Raw genomic sequence first — 17,745 nt, forward strand, 5'->3', positions numbered from 1 at the left:
GATGTCGGCGCCTGCGGTTAGCCTCTCTGGAGTGTCCCCCCGAATCACCGACCCCGAGCAGCTCAAGGAGCTCCTCGGGATCCCCTTCACCCCGGAGCAGACGGCCTGCATCACCGCGCCGCCCGCACCCCAGGTGATCGTGGCCGGAGCGGGCTCCGGGAAGACCACGGTGATGGCCGCCCGCGTCGTGTGGCTGGTCGGGACCGGACAGGTCGCGCCCGAACAGGTCCTCGGCCTGACCTTCACGAACAAGGCCGCCGGCGAGCTCGCCGAGCGGGTCCGCAAGGCCCTGGTCGCGGCCGGCGTCACCGACCCCGACGTCATCGACCCGGACCACCCCCCGGGCGAGCCCGCGATCTCCACCTACCACGCCTTCGCCGGCCGCCTCCTCACCGACCACGGCCTGCGGATCGGCCTCGAACCCACCACCCGCCTCCTGGCCGACGCCACCCGCCACCAGCTCGCCGCCCGGGTGCTGCGCGAGGCGCCGGGCCCCTACCCCGCGCTGACCCGGTCCTTCCCCACCCTGGTCAGCGACCTGCTGGCGCTGGACGCCGAGCTCGCCGAGCACCTCGTACGCCCCGAGGAGCTGCTGGAACACGACACCGCGCTCCTGCGGGAGCTGGAGACGGCCAGGCTCAGCAACGCCGAACTGCGCAAGATCCCCGAGGCGGCCGGGTCCCGCCGCGAGCTCCTCGGGCTGACCCGGCGCTACCGGACGGCCAAGCGCAGCCGCGACCTCCTCGACTTCGGCGACCAGATCGCCCTCTCCGCCGAGCTCGCCCTCACCCGGCCCGAGGTCGGCGCCGTCCTGCGCGACGAGTTCCGCGTGGTCCTGCTCGACGAGTACCAGGACACCTCCGTGGCCCAGCGGCTGCTCCTGGCCGCCCTCTTCGGCGGCGCGGGCGGTGACGGCACGGCGGGTCACGCCGTCACCGCCGTCGGCGACCCCTGCCAGGCGATCTACGGATGGCGCGGCGCCTCCGTAGCCAACCTCGACGACTTCCCCCGGCACTTCCCGCACGCCGACGGCACCCCGGCCACCCGCCACTCCCTCAGCGAGAACCGCCGCAGCGGCGGCCGCCTCCTGCACCTCGCGAACGGCCTCGCCGCCCCCCTGCGCGCCCTGCACGAAGGCGTCGAGGCGCTGCGCCCCGCCCCGGGCGCCGAACACGACGGCACCGTCCGCTGCGCCCTGCTCACCACCCACACCGAGGAGATCGACTGGCTCGCCGACTCGCTCGCCCACCTCGTGCGGACCGGGACGGCACCCGGGGAGATCGCCGTCCTGTGCCGGACCGCCGGAGACTTCCCCCGGATCCAGGCCGCCCTGGTCGCCCGCGACGTCCCGGTCGAGGTCGTCGGCCTCTCCGGGCTGCTGCACCTCCCCGAGGTCGCCGACCTCGTCGCCGTCTGCGAGGTCCTCCAGGACCCCGGGGCCAACGCCTCCCTGGTCCGCCTGCTGACCGGACCCCGCTGGCGCATCGGACCGCGCGACCTCGCCCTGCTGGGCCGCCGCGCCCGGGTCCTCGTGCACCGCACCGCCCCGGGCGACGGGGACGCCGACCCCGACCGGCGCCTGGCCGAGGCCGTCGAGGGCACCGACCCGGCCGAGGTGATCTCGCTCGCCGACGCCCTCGACACCTTCCTGGAGTCCGGCGGGACCGAGGACGACCGGCTGCCGTTCTCCGCCGAGGCCCGTGTCCGCTTCGCCCGGCTCGCCGCCGAGCTCCGCGACCTGCGCCGTTCCCTGGCGGACCCCCTCATGGACGTCCTGCACCGCGTCCTGGCGGCCACCGGCCTGGAGGTCGAGCTCTCGGCGTCGCCGCAGGCCCTGGCCGCACGCCGCCGGGAGACCCTCGCCAACTTCCTGGACGTCGCGGCCGGCTTCGCCGCGGTGGACGGGGAGGCGACCCTGCTCGCCTTCCTCGGCTTCCTCCGCACCGCCGCACGCTACGAGAAGGGCCTGGACAACGCCCTGCCCGGCGGCGAGAACACCGTGAAGGTCCTCACCGCCCACAAGTCCAAGGGCCTGGAGTGGGACGTCGTCGCCGTGCCCGGCCTCGTCGGCGGCCAGTTCCCCAGCACCCGGGCGCGCGACGCGTGGACCTCCCAGCCCCAGGTCCTCCCGCACGCCCTGCGCGGCGACGCACCCACCCTGCCGGTTCTCGACACCTTCGACGCCAAGGGGCTCAAGGCCTTCAAGGAGGAGATGAAGGAGCACCAGCACACCGAGGAGCTCCGCCTCGGCTACGTCACCTTCACCCGCCCCCGCCGCATGCTGCTCGGCTCCGGCCACTGGTGGGGCCCGTCCCAGAAGCAGCCCCGCGGCCCGTCCGTCTTCCTGGACGCGCTGTACGAGCACTGCGCGGCCGGGCACGGCGACATCGAGGTCTGGGCGGACGCACCCGAGGAGGACGAGGAGAACCCGGCGCTCCGGGAGAGGGACGCCGACCAGGCCTGGCCGCTCCCGCTCGACGCCACCGCGACGGCCCGCCGCCGGGCGGCCAGGGACACGGTGCTGGCACACCTGGAGGCACTGACGTCCGCCTCCGGCCGGGCCCCGGACGAGCAGACCGCACCCGGCCGCCCCCTCGGACCCGCCCTGACCCCGCCCCGGGACGGGGCCCCGCCGCCGTACGAGGAGGAACCGCCGCCTTACGACGAGGAACCGCCGCCTTACGACGAGGAACCGCCGTACGACGAGGAACCGCCCCCGTACGAGGAGGACGGGCCTCCGTACGAGGACGAGTCCCGGTACGAGGACCAGCCCCCGCACGAGGACCACGCACCCCCGCACGAGGACCACGCACCGCCGGGGGAGGGCGAGCCGCCGTACGCCGCCGGGGACGCCCGCCGCCCGGGTCCGTTCCCGGGGGCCGACGAGGACCCGGACGGCGCCGGACCGCTCCCGCGGCCGGCCGCTCCCGCGCCGCACGTCCCCGCCGCCCGGACCCCGGCCGACGCGGACCTCACCCCCGAGGAGTCCCGCACCCTCGCCTCCTGGGACCGCGACCTGGACACCCTCGCCGGCGAGCTGCGCCGGTCCCGGGCCGCCGTGCGCGAGGTCGTCGTGCCCGCCACCCTCTCCGCGACCCAGCTCCTCCACCTCGCCGACGACCCCGAGGGCTTCGCCCGCGAGCTCGCCCGCCCCATGCCGCGCCCCCCGCAGCCCTCCGCCCGCCGGGGCACCCGCTTCCACGCCTGGGTGGAGTCCCGGTTCGAGGAGCTGCCGCTCCCCATGCTGGGACCGGACGAACTCCCCGGGGGCGACGAGAACGACGCGGAGATCGCCGACGAACGGGATCTCGCCGAACTCAAGGAGGCGTTCGAACGCACCGCCTACGCCCGGCGCACGCCGTACCGCGTCGAGACCCCGTTCCAGATCACGCTCGGGGGCCGGGTGGTCCGCGGCCGGATCGACGCCGTGTACCGCACGGGCGACACGTACGAGATCGTCGACTGGAAGACCGGCCGGCACCGCACCGCCGACCCCCTCCAGCTCGCCGTCTACCGGCTGGCCTGGGCCGAACTGCACGATCTGCCGCTGGAGGCGGTCACCGCGACCTTCCTCTACGTGCGCACCGGGGAGACCTCCCGCCCGAGCGGGCTCCCTGGCCGGGAACAGCTGGAAAAGCTTCTGCTGGACGAGCCACCTCCGCAGGGCCGATAGGCTCATGAGCATGAGCGACACCCCGGACAGCGCCGTCCGTACGTACACCCGGCAGCACCGCGCGGCCTTCCTCGACGACCTCGCCGCGTGGCTGCGCATCCCGTCGGTGTCCGCTCAGCCCGAACACGACGCGGACGTACGGCGCAGCGCGGAGTGGCTGTCCGGCAAGCTCGCCGAGACCGGCTTCCCGGTCACCGAGATCTGGGAGACGCCCGGCGCCCCGGCGGTCTTCGCCGAGTGGCCCTCGGAGGACCCGGAGGCCCCCGTCGTCCTCGTCTACGGCCACCACGACGTGCAGCCCGCGGCCCGCGAGGACGGCTGGAGCACCGATCCGTTCGAGCCGGTGATCCGCGACGGCAGGATGTACGCACGCGGTGCCGCCGACGACAAGGGCCAGGTGTTCTTCCACACGCTCGGCGTCCGCGCCCACCTCGCCGCGACCGGCCGCACCACCCCCGCGGTCCACCTCAAGCTCCTCGTCGAGGGCGAGGAGGAGTCCGGATCGCCGCACTTCCGCGCGCTGGCCGAGGAACGGGCCGACCGTCTCGCCGCCGATGCCGTGATCGTCTCCGACACCGGCATGTGGGACGAGAACACCCCCACCGTCTGCACCGGCATGCGCGGCCTCGCGGAGTGCGAGATCGAGCTGTACGGCCCCGGCCAGGACATCCACTCCGGGTCCTTCGGCGGCGCCGTCCCCAACCCTGCCACCGCACTGGCCCGCCTGGTCGCCGCCCTGCACGACGCGGACGGCAGGGTCGCGGTCCCCGGCTTCTACGACGGGGTCGCCGAGCTCACCGGGGCCGAACGCGCCCTCTTCGCCGAGCTTCCGTTCGACGAGGACACCTGGCTGCGCACGGCCGCCTCGCGGGCCACCGCCGGCGAGGCCGGCTACACCACCCTCGAACGCGTCTGGGCCCGCCCCACCGCCGAGGTCAACGGCATCGGCGGCGGCTACCAGGGCGCGGGCAGCAAGACCGTCATCCCCGCGTCCGCCCTGGTGAAGCTCAGCTTCCGGCTGGTCGCCGGCCAGGAACCGGAACACGTCCAGGACGCGGTGCGCGCCTGGGCCGAAGCCCGCGTCCCGGCCGGCATCCGCCACCGGATCACCTTCGCCCCCGCCACCCGGCCCTGCCTGACGCCCCTGGACCACCCCGCCCTCCAGGCGGTCGCCCGCGCCATGGGCCGGGCCTTCGGGACGAAGGTCCTCTTCACCCGGGAGGGAGGCTCGGGCCCCGCCGCCGACCTGCGGGACGTGCTCGGCGCACCCGTCCTCTTCCTCGGCATCTCCGTACCGTCCGACGGCTGGCACGGTCCCGACGAGAAGGTCGAGATCGACCTCCTCCTGAAGGGCGTCGAGACCGCCGCCCACCTGTGGGGCGAGCTGGCCGACGCACTGCGCTGAATCTCTGGACGCCCGATCCGCCCCCCGGGGGAGTAGGAAGCACCTGTGAGCACCTTCGACAACGCCATCGCAGACCGCCCGATCGGTCTCACCGCGCCCAGCGGCATCGACCGTGCCGCGCACCACCGGCTCGACGAGGCCTGGCTCGCCGCGGCCTGGAGCCACCCGACGACCCGGGTCTTCGTCGTCTCCGGGGGACAGGCGCTCGTCGACGACACCCCCGACGGCGGCACCGCACTCGTCATGACGCCCGCCTTCGAGGCACCCGTCACCGAGACCCACCGCTACTTCCTGGGCACCGACGAGGACGGCGTACGGTACTTCGCGCTCCAGAAGGACTCCCTGCCGGGCCGCATGGACCAGTCGGCACGGCCGGCGGGCCTGCGCGAGGCCGGGATGCTCCTCGGCCCGCGCGACGCCGGGCTGATGGTGCACGCGGTCGCCCTGGAGAACTGGCAGCGGCTGCACCGCTTCTGCTCGCGCTGCGGCGAGCGCACCGTCATCGCGGCCGCCGGCCACATCCGCCGCTGCCAGGCGTGCGGGGCGGAGCACTACCCGCGCACCGACCCCGCCGTGATCATGCTGGTCACCGACGACCAGGACCGCGCCCTGCTGGGACGCCAGGTGCACTGGCCCGAGGGCCGGTTCTCCACCCTGGCCGGCTTCGTGGAGCCGGGGGAGTCCATCGAGCAGTCCGTCGCCCGCGAGGTGTTCGAGGAGGCAGGGGTCACCGTCGGCGAGGTCGAGTACGTCGCCAGCCAGCCCTGGCCGTTCCCCTCCAGCCTGATGCTCGGCTTCATGGCACGGGCCGTGACCTCGACGATCACCGTGGACGGCGAGGAGATCGAGGAGGCCCGCTGGTTCTCCCGCGACGACCTGACGGCCGCCTTCGAGTCCGGCGAGGTGCTGCCGCCCTTCGGCGTCTCGATCGCCGCACGCCTGATCGAGCTCTGGTACGGCAAGCCGCTCCCGAGGCCGGGCAGCGCGGGCTGAGAGACCCGGCCGGGTCCGGCCACCCCACCGTCCGGCCGTCGCTCCGCCGGTCCGGTCAGGGGGCTCCGGTCCTGGCCGGTCGGCGCCCTGGTCGGTCCGGTCACGGGGCTCCGGGTCTGACCGCTTGTCGCCCTGCCGGTCCGGGGCCGGGGTCTCGCGCGGCCGGTCCCGCCCGTCGCCTCACCACCCGGGTCCGGCGGGTGACGGGTTCCCGGTCGTACGAAGACCCCCGAACCGGCGTCGAGCCGGTCGGGGGTCTTCGTGGCGTGTGTGCGTCCTGCCGGTCAGACGCCGACCTTCTGCTTGACCTGGGCCAGCGAGGGATTCGTCAGCGTCGAACCGTCGGCGAAAAGCAGAGTCGGCACCGTCTGGTTGCCGCCGTTCGCCTTCTCGACGAAGGCCGCCGAGTCCGGGTCGTGCTCGATGTTGACCTCGGTGTACGCGATGCCCTCGCGATCCATCTGGCCCTTGAGCCGGCGGCAGTAGCCGCACCACGTGGTGCTGTACATCGTCACAGTGCCCGGCATGTCGTCGGTGCTCCCTTGTCTCGTGTGTCCCGCTGGGAAGATCCCGCTGGAGGGACGCGACGCGCACCTGCGCGCACGCCCCGCACGAAGGGAACGTCCATGGCCCGACCACCATTCCCGGCCCGGCCCCGGACCGCACCCCTCCGGACACGGGACCGCACCCCCCGACACGGGACCGCACCCCCCGACACGGGACCGCCCGGGACCACGTGGCCCGGTGCTGACAGCCCCGCGACCACGCGGTCCGGGATGCCCGGGGCCGCGCGGCACGGTATCCACAGAGTCGGGCGGTCCACGGAGACGCACGGATCCACGGAGCCGGTACGACAATCGACGCCCCCTGTGGACAACCATCACGGCCGTCCCGCGCGACCTGGCAGCATGGCAGAGTGACAGCAGCAACGCACTCCACCCTCTTCCCCCAGGTCCCCGACTCCGCGGACGCCGTGCTCGACGGGCTCGACCCGGAGCAGCGCGAGGTCGCGCTGGCCCTCGGAGGACCCGTGTGCGTGCTGGCCGGCGCCGGTACGGGCAAGACGCGGGCGATCACTCACCGCATCGCCTACGGGGTGCGTGCCGGGATCCTCCAGCCGACCACCGTGCTCGCCGTCACCTTCACCAACCGGGCGGCCGGCGAGATGCGGGGCCGGCTGCGCCAGCTCGGCGCCACCGGTGTGCAGGCCCGCACCTTCCACTCCGCGGCCCTGCGGCAGCTCCAGTACTTCTGGCCCAAAGCCGTCGGCGGTGAGCTTCCGCGTCTCGTGGAGCGCAAGGTCCAGCTGGTCGCCGAGGCCGCCGCCCGCTGCGGGATCCGCCTCGACCGCAACGAGCTGCGGGACGCCACCAGCGAGATCGAGTGGGCCAAGGTCACCCAGACCGTGCCCGCGGACTACCCGGCCGCGGTCGCGAAGACGCAGCGGGACGCCCCGCGCGACCCGGCCGAGCTCTCCCAGATCTACGCGATGTACGAACAGCTGAAGCGCGACCGCTCGGTGATCGACTTCGAGGACGTGCTGCTGCTCACCGTCGGCATCCTCCAGGACCGGCACGACATCGCCGACCATGTGCGCCGCCAGTACCAGCACTTCGTCGTCGACGAGTACCAGGACGTCAGCCCGCTCCAGCAGCGGCTCCTGGACCTCTGGCTCGGAGACCGGGACGACCTCTGCGTCGTGGGTGACGCGGGGCAGACGATCTACTCCTTCACCGGCGCCACCCCCGACCACCTGCTGAACTTCCGCACCCGTCATCCGGACGCGACGGTGGTCAAGCTGGTGCGGGACTACCGTTCCACCCCCCAGGTCGTCCACCTGGCCAACGGCCTGCTGAGCCAGGCCCGGGGCAAGGCGGCCGAACACCGGCTGGAGCTGGTCTCCCAGCGGGCGAAGGGCCCCGAACCCGTCTACACCGAGTACACGGACGAGCCGGCGGAGGCCGAGGGCACCGCACGCCGGATCCGCGACCTGATCGCCGCCGGGGTGCCGGCCGGCGAGATCGCCGTGCTCTACCGGGTCAACTCCCAGTCCGAGGTCTACGAACAGGCCCTCGCGGACGCGGGTGTGCCCTACCAGCTGCGCGGCGCCGAGCGCTTCTTCGACCGTCCCGAGGTGCGGGAGGCGGGCGTCGCCCTGCGCGGCGCCGCCCGCGCGGGGGGCAACGACCCGCTGCTCGACGGAGCGGACGACCTGCCCTCCGAGGTGCGGGCGGTGCTCTCCACCAAGGGGTGGACCTCCAAGCCGCCGGCCGGTTCGGGCGCGGTGCGGGACCGCTGGGAGTCGCTCGCCGCGCTGGTGCGGCTGGCGGAGGACTTCGAACAGGCCAGGCCCGGCGCGACGCTCTCGGACCTCGTGGCGGAGCTCGACGAGCGGGCCGCCGCCCAGCACGCGCCCACGGTCCAGGGCGTCACCCTGGCGTCGCTGCACTCGGCCAAGGGCCTGGAGTGGGACGCCGCGTTCGTCGTCGGGCTGACCGAGGGCATGATGCCCATCGCCTACGCCAAGACGGACGAACAGATCGAGGAGGAGCGCCGGCTGCTGTACGTCGGCGTCACCCGGGCCCGCTTCCACCTCTCCTTGTCCTGGGCGCTGTCCCGGTCGCCGGGCGGGCGGGGGAACCGCCGGGCGACCCGCTTCCTCAACGGCCTGCGGCCCGGTTCGGCCGCGGTCGGCACGCGGGGCGGCGTGGGAGGGGGCGGCGGTATCGACCGGGGCTCCCGGGCGGGCACGGTGGGCAGCGGTGCCGGGACGCCGGTCCGGCCCGCCAGGCGCGGGCCGGTGCGGTGCAGGGTGTGCGGCAGGACGCTGACCGAGGCCGGCGAGCTGAAGCTGATGCGCTGCGAGGACTGCCCTTCGGACATGGACGAGGGCCTGTACGAGCGCCTGCGCGCGTGGCGTGCGGACCGGGCGAAGGAGATCAGCCAGCCCGCCTACTGCGTCTTCACCGACAAGACGCTGATGGCCATCGCGGAGGCGGCTCCGGGCAGCGAGGGCGAGCTCGTCGTCATCCCCGGCGTCGGGAACCGGAAGCTGACCAGGTTCGGGGCCGATGTTCTGGACATCTGCGCAGGTCGGACCGTGGATGAGGGGGCGGAGGAGGAGGGCGGCGAGGTGTGAGAAAAACTCGTCGAAAAAATAGTTTGCGCCCGCAGCAGCAATCACCATAGGTTCTTAACCACGGGAACGGCGGCTTCTCCGAAGCCCTGACTCCGTGCTGTACTTATCCGAATACCGCAGGACCGGCCCCGGCCGGTCCCTTGAGACGCCGAGAGGAGGCGATTGTCGTGATCAGCATCATCAACACCACCAAACTGACCGATCCGTCGGTCGTCTCCGCCTGCTCGCTCGGCCTCAACCCGTCCTCGCAGCTCTCCCTCGGTGGCATCCGTGTGTCCGGCAACTCCGCCGTCCGCCCGGTTTCCCCGTCGAGCCTGCCCGTGCGGGAGCGCAATGAGCGACCGACCGAGGCACTGGAAGCAGCGGTAGTGAAGGGACAGGCCTCGGCCTATGCCTTCGCGGCAGCCGCGGCCGGTGCCGGAGCCAAGAAGCAGACGACGCAGCACCACACCATGTGGGCCTTCCGTGGGCCTGAACCCTGGAGTGATCCAGCCTGATTCTCATCAGGCCGGCGCCTTCAGGGCCGCGGAACCCCACTCGGGATCCGCGGCCCTTTTGTTTTGTCCGAACGGACGAGACGACGAAGGAGCCTCGGAACAGCAGGACCTGGTTACCAGCCGCCAACCGGCCGACAGGCCGGCACGACCAGACGAGGACTACACCACCGTGCAACTCGAGACGCACGCCCCGTCCGTACCGCCTTCCGGCACGATCACCCCGCCCCGCTCCACGGAGGACCCGACCTTGATCCCCCTCACCGCGCTCACCGCGCTCGACGACGCCATCGAGAACCTCGGCGTACCCGTCCCCTGTCGTTCCTACGACCCGGAGGTCTTCTTCGCCGAGTCCCCGGCGGACGTCGAGTACGCCAAGTCCCTCTGCCGTACCTGCCCGCTGGTCGAGGCCTGCCTCGCCGGGGCCAAGGAGCGGCGCGAGCCGTGGGGCGTGTGGGGCGGGGAGCTCTTCGTCCAGGGCGTCGTCGTCGCCCGGAAGCGGCCGCGTGGCCGTCCGCGCAAGAACCCGGTCGCGGCGTGACCGTCGGCCTGGGGGCCATGTCCCCCACACGAACGAAGCGCATCGGAACCATCGACCGTCCCCAGACCCATGACCCCCGGAATCAGGCACCAATGAGCACTGTCACCACCACACGCGAGCCCGTCGGCTCCGCGACCCAGGACGTCACCATCACCGGCGCGAACGACTCGCGTCAGAACAGGACCCGCGAGATGCAACTCATTCCAGAAGCGCTGGCTCGTGCTCATATGCACGACCGCATGAGGGAAGCCGAGGAGGGACGTCAGGCGGAGCGTCTGATGGCTGCCCGGCGGATGCAGCGCCGTGCGGAGCGTGCCTCGATGCGCGCCCGTCGCGCGCTGGCCATGGCCGTCATGCACTGACGGTCTCACCAGCAGGCGCACCACGGCTGCCGGGCCACCGCTCGGCCCACGAGGCAGCCACCCTCCCCTCCAGCGGGGCCGGCCCCACCGGGCCGGCCCCGCAGTGCGTGGCCTCCCCGACCGGCCCCGTCCACGACGCCGCGGAGGGACGGAGCGTGGAGCAGGCCCGGGAGAGGGAGAGGGACGCCTGAGGGAGGGGAAACGGGCGGAGGGCCGGGGTGTGCGGCCGCTTTCTCACCGTCCGTCCGGCCTTCTCACCTCCCGGCCGGCCGCCTCACCTTCCGGTCGGCCTCTGCCTCGGACTCCGGTCGGCTTCCACCTCACACCCCCCCCGGTCGGCTCCGCCTCAGACCCCGGCCGGGGTGTCCTCCTGCGCGCTGTCCTCGTCCGTGCCCTGCTCCTTGCCGCAAGGGCCGTCCGGTTCGCCCTCCGCATCGCCTTCCAGGACGAACCCCGGCAGCCAGGACTCCAGTTCGTCCCGCAGCCGGACGGTCGCGCCCAGCTGGCAGAGCACCCCGATCGTGCTCAGGGTCACGCGGTGGATCAGCAGGTACGACGGCGGAAGGTTCAGCTGCTTCCCCAACTGGTGTGCCGGGGAACGCGGATCCGCGATACGGGCGGCCTGGCTGCGCAGCCAGGAGCGGGTGAAGGTGAACTCGTCCGCCTGCGCCGGCTCGATGATGGGCAGCAGATAGGCGAGCACGGCGTCCGGTTCGAGCTCGATCGACTCCCTGACGAAGCCCTCCTCGCGGAGCATCGCGTAGACGCCGTCGGCGTCCCCGTCCAGTGTCATCCGCAGGGCGTCACCGATGGTCCGCGGCAGACCGCCCGGCAGCCGGTCCACCGTGCCGAAGTCGAGCACGCCCAGGCGCCACAGCCGGGGATCGTCGTCCGGGTCCGCGGTCCCCTCGGCGGCCGCCCCCGCAGGGGGGAGCAGCCGGAAGTTCCCGGGGTGGGGATCCGCGTGCAGCAGACCCGTGCGCGCGGGCCCGGAGAAGAGGAAGCGCCCCAGCAGCTGGCCCGCCCGGTCCCGCTGCTCCTTGGTGCCGTCGGCGATCACCTCCGACAGCGGGATCCCCTCGATCCACTCGGTGACCAGCACCTGCTCGGACCGGTGCACCACCGCCGGGACCACCACATCGGGATCGCCCTCGAACTCGGCCGCGTGCTCCTGCTGCGCCAAGGCCTCGATCTCGTAGTCCAGCTCCTCGGACACCCGGTCGCGGAGCTCGCTGATGAGCGGCTTGATGTCCATGCCGGGAACCAGGGGGCCGAGGAGCCGTGCGAAGCGGCTGAGCTGGGTGAGATCCGACAGCAGCGCCTCTCCCGCGCCCGGGTACTGCACCTTCACGGCGACATCCCGTCCGTCGTGCCAGACGGCGCGGTGGACCTGGCCGATGGAGGCCGCGGCGGAGGGCTGGTCGTCGAACTCGGTGAACAACTCCCGCCAGTCCTCGCCGAGCCGCTCCGCCAGCACCGCGTGGACGGTGCGGGTCGGCATGGGCGGGGCGGCCTCCTGCAGCTTGGTCAGCGCCGCGCGGTAGGGGCCCGCGACATCCTCGGGCAGCGCGGACTCGAAGACGGACAGCGCCTGTCCCAGCTTCATCGCACCGCCCTTCAGCTCGCCGAGGACCTTGAAGAGCTGGTCCGCCGTGCGCTGCTGCACCTCACGCGCCACGATCTCGGCGGACTTCCCGCCGATCCGCTTGCCCAGACCCCAGGTGGCACGGCCGGCGAAGCCGAGCGGCAGGGCTGCCAGCTTCGCGGTACGGGTGACCGCCTTCCGGGGAAGATCAGACATGTGCCCCTCCAGTTCCCAGACTGCCGTGCCACGTGACACGCGGCCCCGCTCCGTCGGCGCCGGTCACCCGGCCATTGTGTCCTGCCCGGCGGCTGCCGCGGAGGTGAGCTCCACCTCAGTGTGCCCGCCGGCGCCGCAGGAGCAGTCGGGATGCGGTGCCAGCCGCTCCGACCGCCAGTCCAGCAGGGGCATGGCGGCCTCCCAGCGTGTCCCCGTGCAGGCGGGAAGCTCCCCGTCGAGGAAGGACAGCGCGTGGGCCGCGGCGAGACCGGCCACCGACGCCGCCAGCCCCAGGTCGCAGGCCTGCACACAGGTGCGCCGCCCGGACCTCCACTGGGCGAGCATCCGCGGCCACTGGGGGTCCGCGTCCGCGCGGCGCAGCGCCAGACAGCCCGCACAGCCGGTGCCTCCCGGCAGCACCAGCGGCCCGACCACCCCCGTCGCCTCGATGACACCGGCGTAGAGATGAGGTGTCCCCGAGGCGATCCAGGGTGCGGCGATCTCCTGATCGGGGGCGTAGACGGAGAGACCGTCCCTGGGCGCCACCACGATCAGGGAGAGGGCGGGCTCGCCCGACGCCGGAGCCGTGTCCGGCCCGCCCGCGCGCGGTGGCCCGCCGACGGCCGACCTGCGCACCAACTGCCGAGCCGCGGTGTCCCGCCGCTCTCCGACCGACGAGGCCGGGAGGCCTCCCGGCGCCACGTCCCAGGGCTCGGTGCGGCCCCCGTCGAGGACCTCGACGCGGCCCACCCCCGACCCGGAGAGGATCGCGGCGATCGCCGCGCCGACCCTGCCCGCGCCGCGCACCTGGACCCGCATCGCCCGCCGGGCCGCGAGCCTGCGCAGCCCGCCGCCGGGCACCGGATCGACGACGGAGAGCGTCGCCGCGTCGGGCCGCTGCCGCTCGACGGTCTCGGCGCGGAGCCGCAGGGCCTCGGCACCCGGTCCGCCGGCGTCCGGATCGTCCAGCAGGCCTGCTTCCGTGAGGCGCGAGACCAGAAGGTCCACATGGCGGTCCGACAGGTCCAGGGCTCTGGCCTCCTCGCGCAGCAGCGGAAGTCCGCGCGTCCCGTCGAGCAGTTCCAGAAAGCTGCCCGTGGCGATATCCATCGGCCCCAGCGTCACCGCGTGCGCGGGGGTCACGCCGAATTGCACGGTGTTCCGTCCGCGCCAGGCACGCCGGAGTGCGGGCTTCAGCATCAGATGCATGGCTACTCCCAGGTCGGTGTCGGGATCTGTTGCCAGAATGCAAGGCGGCGGCGAAACCGGCGGAAAGTTATCCACAGGCCGGGGGTATTAGTCGTTCAAATCGTGCGGGCCGAGAAGTGGATCAATGACGGAGTGCCGGGGGCGGGACGCGTCACGGCGTCAGCGGGTAACGTCGAGCCGTGCCCGCCGACCCCTCTTCCGCCCTGACCGGGGAGACCCCTGCCTCCGCTGTGACCGGGGAGACCCCCGCGCCCGGCGCCGGACGCGAGCGGCGTACCGCCCCCCGGCAGAACCGCGCGCAGGCCGGTCCGGTCGAGGTCCGCAGGAGCGCGCGGCGCAGCAGGACGGTCTCCGCCTACCGCGAGGGCGACCGCACCGTCGTGCTCATCCCGGCCCGGATGTCGGAGGCCGAGGAGCGGCGCTGGGTCGGCGTGATGCTCGACAAGCTCGCGGCGCAGGAGAGCAAGCGGGTCATCGGTGACGGCGAGCTGTCCGAGCGGGCCGAGCGGCTCTCCGGCCAGTATCTCGACGACCGGGCACGGCCGGCCTCGGTGCGCTGGGTGACCAACCAGAACACCCGCTGGGGTTCCTGCACCCCGGCCGAGGGCAGTATCCGGCTCTCGCACCGGCTGCAGGGCATGCCGGAGTACGTCGTCGACTACGTCCTCCTCCACGAGCTGGCCCACCTGCTCGTTCCGGGGCACGGTCCGCGCTTCTGGCGCCTGCTGGAGGCGTATCCGCGGACCGAGCGCGCGCGGGGGTATCTCGAAGGGGTCGTGGCGGCCGGCCGGCTGCCCGATCTGCCCGCCGCCCGCGAGGAGTGACGCCGCCGCTTGTGTACCGGGTCTGTACCGACTTGGCCCGTTGTCGTGGTTTGCGGTTAGCCTGACGCGACGTATTCACCTTCGGGATGGGGGACGGTCGTTACGCATGGCCAGGGAATTCCAGCGCGGCCACAAGGCCAAGGTCAGTGATCTCACGTCAGGGACGGATCTGTACGTAGGTGTGCAGATCGCAGGCCCGGGCCTGACGTTCGACATCAGCTGCTTCGGTCTCGACGCCGACGAACAGCTCTCCGACGACCGGTATTTCATCTTCTTCAACCAGCCGAAATCGCCTGAGGAGTCCATTCAGCTTCTCGGCGCCCAGGCCGGTGACACCGAATCCTTCCGCGTCACCCTCGACCGGGTCCCGGCGAACATCCACAAGCTGTCCTTCACCGCGACCCTCGACGGTGCCGGACAGATGTCCCAGGTGGGCCCCGGACACATCCGTATCGTCGCGGGCGGCGAGGAAGTGGTGAAGTACGCCTTCACCGGTTCGGAGTTCACCACCGAGCGCGCGGTCATGCTCGGCGACTTCTACCTGAAGGACGTCTGGCGCTTCGCCGCGGTCGGCCAGGGCTTCGACGGCGGACTCGACGCGCTGCTCAGGAACTTCGGCGGCGAGGTCGCCGAGGAGGAACCCGCCGCACCGCCCCAGGGCGCTCCTCCCGCCTTCGCCCCGCCGTCCCAGGCCTCCGCGCCCCCCGCCTTCGGCGCCCCGGCCGCACCCGGGCCGCCGCAGCCCGCCCCCGCCTTCGGCGCTCCCGCGGCGCCGGGTCCCGCACCGCAGCAGCAGCCGATGCACGCCGCGCCCACCCTCGCGGCACCGCTGGCGCCGACGCCCCCGGCACCCGCTCCGTACGGGCAGCCGCCTCAGCAGCCGCAGTTCGGCCAGATCCCCGGCCAGGGCGCTCCGCCCCCGCCGCCGCCCTACGGACAGCAGCCCCCGGGAACCCCGCCGTTCGGGCAGCAGCCTCCGGGCGCCCCGCCGTTCGGGCAGCAGCCCCCGGGTGCACCGCACGGGGTGCCCCAGGGTGTTCCCGCCGCCGGGGCGGGACTGCGGGCGGCCCTGCAGCTCTACAAGGAGACCCCCACCGGGCAGCGCTGGACCTCGCAGAACCAGCAGCTCATGCGGGTCGACCTCACGATGGGCGACATGCCGGTGCTGGCCCGCCAGGGCAGCATGGTGATGTACCAGGGCAAGGTCGACTTCGGCTACAAGGGCGCCGGTTTCGCCGGCCGCATGGTCGGCAACGCGACCGGCCAGGAGATGCAGCTGATGCGCTGCACCGGCCGCGGCCAGGTCTTCCTCGCCGAGGACGGATCCCATCTGCACCCCGTCGAACTGCAGGGTGACGGCATCTGCGTCTCCGCGGAGAACGTCCTCGCCTTCGACGAGTCGCTGCAGTACGAGGTCCGCAGGATCGAGGGGCACGGCATCCCCGGCGGAGCCCTGTTCACCATGCAGTTCCAGGGCACCGGCACCGTCGTCGTCAAGACGCACGGCGTGCCGGTCGTCCTGCCGGTCACACCGACCACCTTCGCCGACTGCAACGCCGTGGTGGCCTGGTCGGCGGCCTCCCAGGTGATCGTCTCCAGCCAGGTCCGGCTGCGCCGCAACGCGTACCCGGGGCACAGCGGGGAGACCGTGAACCTCCAGTTCCGGGGAGCCCCCGGGAACTTCATCGTCGTCCAGCCCTACGAGGTCTGAGGGAGCCCGTCATGAACCAGCAACTCGCGGGCTTCGCCCCGACCCCCGTCACGGCCCGCATGGAGAACCACGGCCGCACGATGCTCAAGGTCGCCATGGCAAGCGGCCAGGACCTGTACGCGCGCACCGGCTCGATGGTGGCCTACGAGGGCTTCATCCAGTACGAGCCCAACCCGCCCGCCGTCCGCCAGATCGCGTCCCAGTGGATCACCGGCGAGGGCACCCCGCTGATGAAGTGCGCCGGCGACGGGCTGCTCTACCTCGCCGACTACGGCGCCGACGTGGTGGTCATCAACCTGAACAACGATGCCCTGTCGGTCAACGGGACCAATCTGCTCGCCTTCGACAGCCACCTCAGCTGGGGCGTGGAGCGGGTCAAGGGACTGGCCAAGTTCGCCGGCCAGGGCCTGTGGAACGTCGCCGTCCAGGGCACCGGCTGGGTCGCCATCACCTCGCGCGGCACCCCCGTGGTCGTCGACTGCGGCCGGGGCGAGGACGAGACGTACGTCGACCCCGACGCCCTCGTCGCCTGGTCCCCGAACCTCAAGGTGAAGGGCAAGCGCAGCTTCAAGGCGGGCTCGCTCATCGGCCGGGGCAGCGGAGAGGCCTACCAGATGGCCTTCTCGGGCCAGGGCATCGTCGTCGTCCAGCCGAGCGAGGACAGTACGGACCGTCTGCGGATCCGGAACTGAGCGGGGGAGGAACACACCATGCAGAGTCCGCTTTTCAGCCACACCGAACAGCAGTCGCAGGACCGCTACACCGTCCAGAACCCGCAGCTCCTGCGCGTCGCGCTGACCGGGCACGACGACGTCCTCGCCCGCAAGGGCGCCATGGTCGCCTACCAGGGGCTCATGGAGTTCGACGGGGAGTACCAGTCGCACAGCCAGCGCAGTGCGCGCAGGAGCACGGGTGAGGGCCTCGACCTCATGCGCTGCTCGGGCCAGGGCACGGTCTACCTGGCCAACCTCGCCCAGTACATCCACGTGGTCGACGTCGACCACGAGGGGATGACGGTCGACAGCGCCTACGTCCTCGCGCTGGACTCCTCGCTGCACACCGAGGTCATCGCGGTGGACAGCCAGTACGGGATCTCCGGTACCGGCAAGTACCAGCTGAACATCTCGGGCAGCGGCAAGGTCGCCCTGATGACCTCCGGCCAGCCGCTGATGATGCAGGTGACACCCGACAAGTACGTCAACGCCGACGCCGACGCGATCGTCGCCTGGTCGAGCGGGCTGCGGGTGCAGATGCAGGCCCAGACCCACTCCTCGGGGGTCATGCGGCGGCGCGGCAGCACGGGGGAGGGCTGGGAGCTGAGCTTCCTGGGCCAGGGCTTCGCCCTCGTCCAGCCGAGCGAGGTCCTGCCTCCGCAGAACGCCCAGATCGGCCAGGGCGCCGCGGCGCAGTTCGGGATGGGCCAGCACGGCGCCCACGGGCAGAACCAGAACAACAGCTGGAACTGATCACGGCCGGCGGCACGGACGGGGGGGGGGGGCGCGGGGGCCCCCCCGGGGGGGGGGGGGCCCCCCGCGGGACAACCCACACCCACCCAACTATAAACTATTCCGTCTTGTGCTTGTTAAAAGTGGG

Annotated in this window: 14 protein-coding genes; 11 read left to right on the top strand and 3 right to left on the bottom strand. The window is 72.7% G+C overall.

Annotated elements, in window-relative coordinates:
* Nucleotides 1-31: 31 nt before the first annotated feature.
* The 3 genes from ABZ172_RS09225 to nudC are packed head-to-tail and all read left to right on the top strand — an operon-like array spanning nt 32 to nt 6,071.
* Nucleotides 32-3,673: an ATP-dependent DNA helicase gene (locus ABZ172_RS09225; RefSeq protein ID WP_356881815.1), complete on the top strand. Its 3,642-nt coding sequence runs from the start codon at nt 32-34 to the stop codon at nt 3,671-3,673.
* Between the two features lie 10 nt (nt 3,674-3,683).
* Nucleotides 3,684-5,078, top strand: a complete 1,395-nt coding sequence (locus ABZ172_RS09230; protein WP_356881817.1) for a dipeptidase — start codon at nt 3,684-3,686, stop codon at nt 5,076-5,078.
* Nucleotides 5,079-5,123: 45 nt separating this feature from the next.
* Nucleotides 5,124-6,071 (top strand): NAD(+) diphosphatase, encoded by a 948-nt coding sequence (nudC, locus tag ABZ172_RS09235; RefSeq protein WP_356881819.1) that lies wholly within the window; start codon nt 5,124-5,126, stop codon nt 6,069-6,071.
* A 284-nt stretch (nt 6,072-6,355) separates the two neighbouring features.
* Here nudC and ABZ172_RS09240 read toward each other — a convergent pair whose 3' ends face one another.
* Nucleotides 6,356-6,598, bottom strand: a complete 243-nt coding sequence (locus tag ABZ172_RS09240) for a mycoredoxin (protein WP_356881821.1) — start codon at nt 6,596-6,598, stop codon at nt 6,356-6,358.
* 389 nt (nt 6,599-6,987) lie between these two features.
* Between ABZ172_RS09240 and ABZ172_RS09245 the strand changes: the two genes are divergently transcribed.
* The 4 genes from ABZ172_RS09245 to ABZ172_RS09260 all read left to right on the top strand — a co-directional run bounded on the left by ABZ172_RS09245 (nt 6,988) and on the right by ABZ172_RS09260 (nt 10,607).
* A complete protein-coding gene (locus tag ABZ172_RS09245) occupies nt 6,988-9,210 on the top strand; it encodes an ATP-dependent DNA helicase UvrD2 (protein ID WP_356881823.1) in 2,223 nt (740 codons plus the stop codon).
* Nucleotides 9,211-9,377: 167 nt separating this feature from the next.
* Complete coding sequence (locus ABZ172_RS09250; protein ID WP_356881825.1) at nt 9,378-9,707, top strand: hypothetical protein; 330 nt, start codon at nt 9,378-9,380, stop codon at nt 9,705-9,707.
* Between the two features lie 169 nt (nt 9,708-9,876).
* Nucleotides 9,877-10,245 carry a WhiB family transcriptional regulator gene (locus ABZ172_RS09255; RefSeq protein ID WP_356881827.1) on the top strand — a complete coding sequence of 123 codons (369 nt, stop codon included), beginning with the start codon at nt 9,877-9,879 and terminating at the stop codon, nt 10,243-10,245.
* A gap of 17 nt (nt 10,246-10,262) precedes the next feature.
* The gene (locus ABZ172_RS09260; protein ID WP_356881853.1) at nt 10,263-10,607 is read left to right on the top strand and encodes a hypothetical protein; all 345 of its coding nucleotides are present in this window, start codon (nt 10,263-10,265) and stop codon (nt 10,605-10,607) included.
* Between the two features lie 346 nt (nt 10,608-10,953).
* Here the strand turns inward: ABZ172_RS09260 and ABZ172_RS09265 are convergent, their stop codons facing one another.
* Entirely contained in the window at nt 10,954-12,408 is a 1,455-nt protein-coding gene (locus ABZ172_RS09265; protein WP_356881829.1) for an AarF/ABC1/UbiB kinase family protein, read from the bottom strand.
* A gap of 63 nt (nt 12,409-12,471) precedes the next feature.
* Nucleotides 12,472-13,617: a ThiF family adenylyltransferase gene (locus ABZ172_RS09270; protein WP_356881831.1), complete on the bottom strand. Its 1,146-nt coding sequence runs from the start codon at nt 13,615-13,617 to the stop codon at nt 12,472-12,474.
* A 179-nt stretch (nt 13,618-13,796) separates the two neighbouring features.
* Here ABZ172_RS09270 and ABZ172_RS09275 point away from each other — a divergent pair, with 179 nt between their 5' ends.
* The 4 genes from ABZ172_RS09275 to ABZ172_RS09290 all read left to right on the top strand — a co-directional run bounded on the left by ABZ172_RS09275 (nt 13,797) and on the right by ABZ172_RS09290 (nt 17,618).
* On the top strand, nt 13,797-14,441 hold the full coding sequence (locus tag ABZ172_RS09275) for a M48 family metallopeptidase (RefSeq protein ID WP_356881833.1): 645 nt from the start codon (nt 13,797-13,799) through the stop codon (nt 14,439-14,441).
* Between the two features lie 106 nt (nt 14,442-14,547).
* Nucleotides 14,548-16,152, top strand: a complete 1,605-nt coding sequence (locus ABZ172_RS09280; RefSeq protein WP_356881835.1) for a TerD family protein — start codon at nt 14,548-14,550, stop codon at nt 16,150-16,152.
* An 11-nt stretch (nt 16,153-16,163) separates the two neighbouring features.
* The gene (locus tag ABZ172_RS09285; RefSeq protein ID WP_356881837.1) at nt 16,164-16,844 is read left to right on the top strand and encodes an AIM24 family protein; all 681 of its coding nucleotides are present in this window, start codon (nt 16,164-16,166) and stop codon (nt 16,842-16,844) included.
* 18 nt (nt 16,845-16,862) lie between these two features.
* On the top strand, nt 16,863-17,618 hold the full coding sequence (locus ABZ172_RS09290; protein WP_356881839.1) for an AIM24 family protein: 756 nt from the start codon (nt 16,863-16,865) through the stop codon (nt 17,616-17,618).
* Nucleotides 17,619-17,745 lie beyond the last annotated feature (127 nt).

The organism is Streptomyces sp. NPDC006296, assembly GCF_040613235.1.
Lineage (GTDB): Bacteria > Actinomycetota > Actinomycetes > Streptomycetales > Streptomycetaceae > Streptomyces.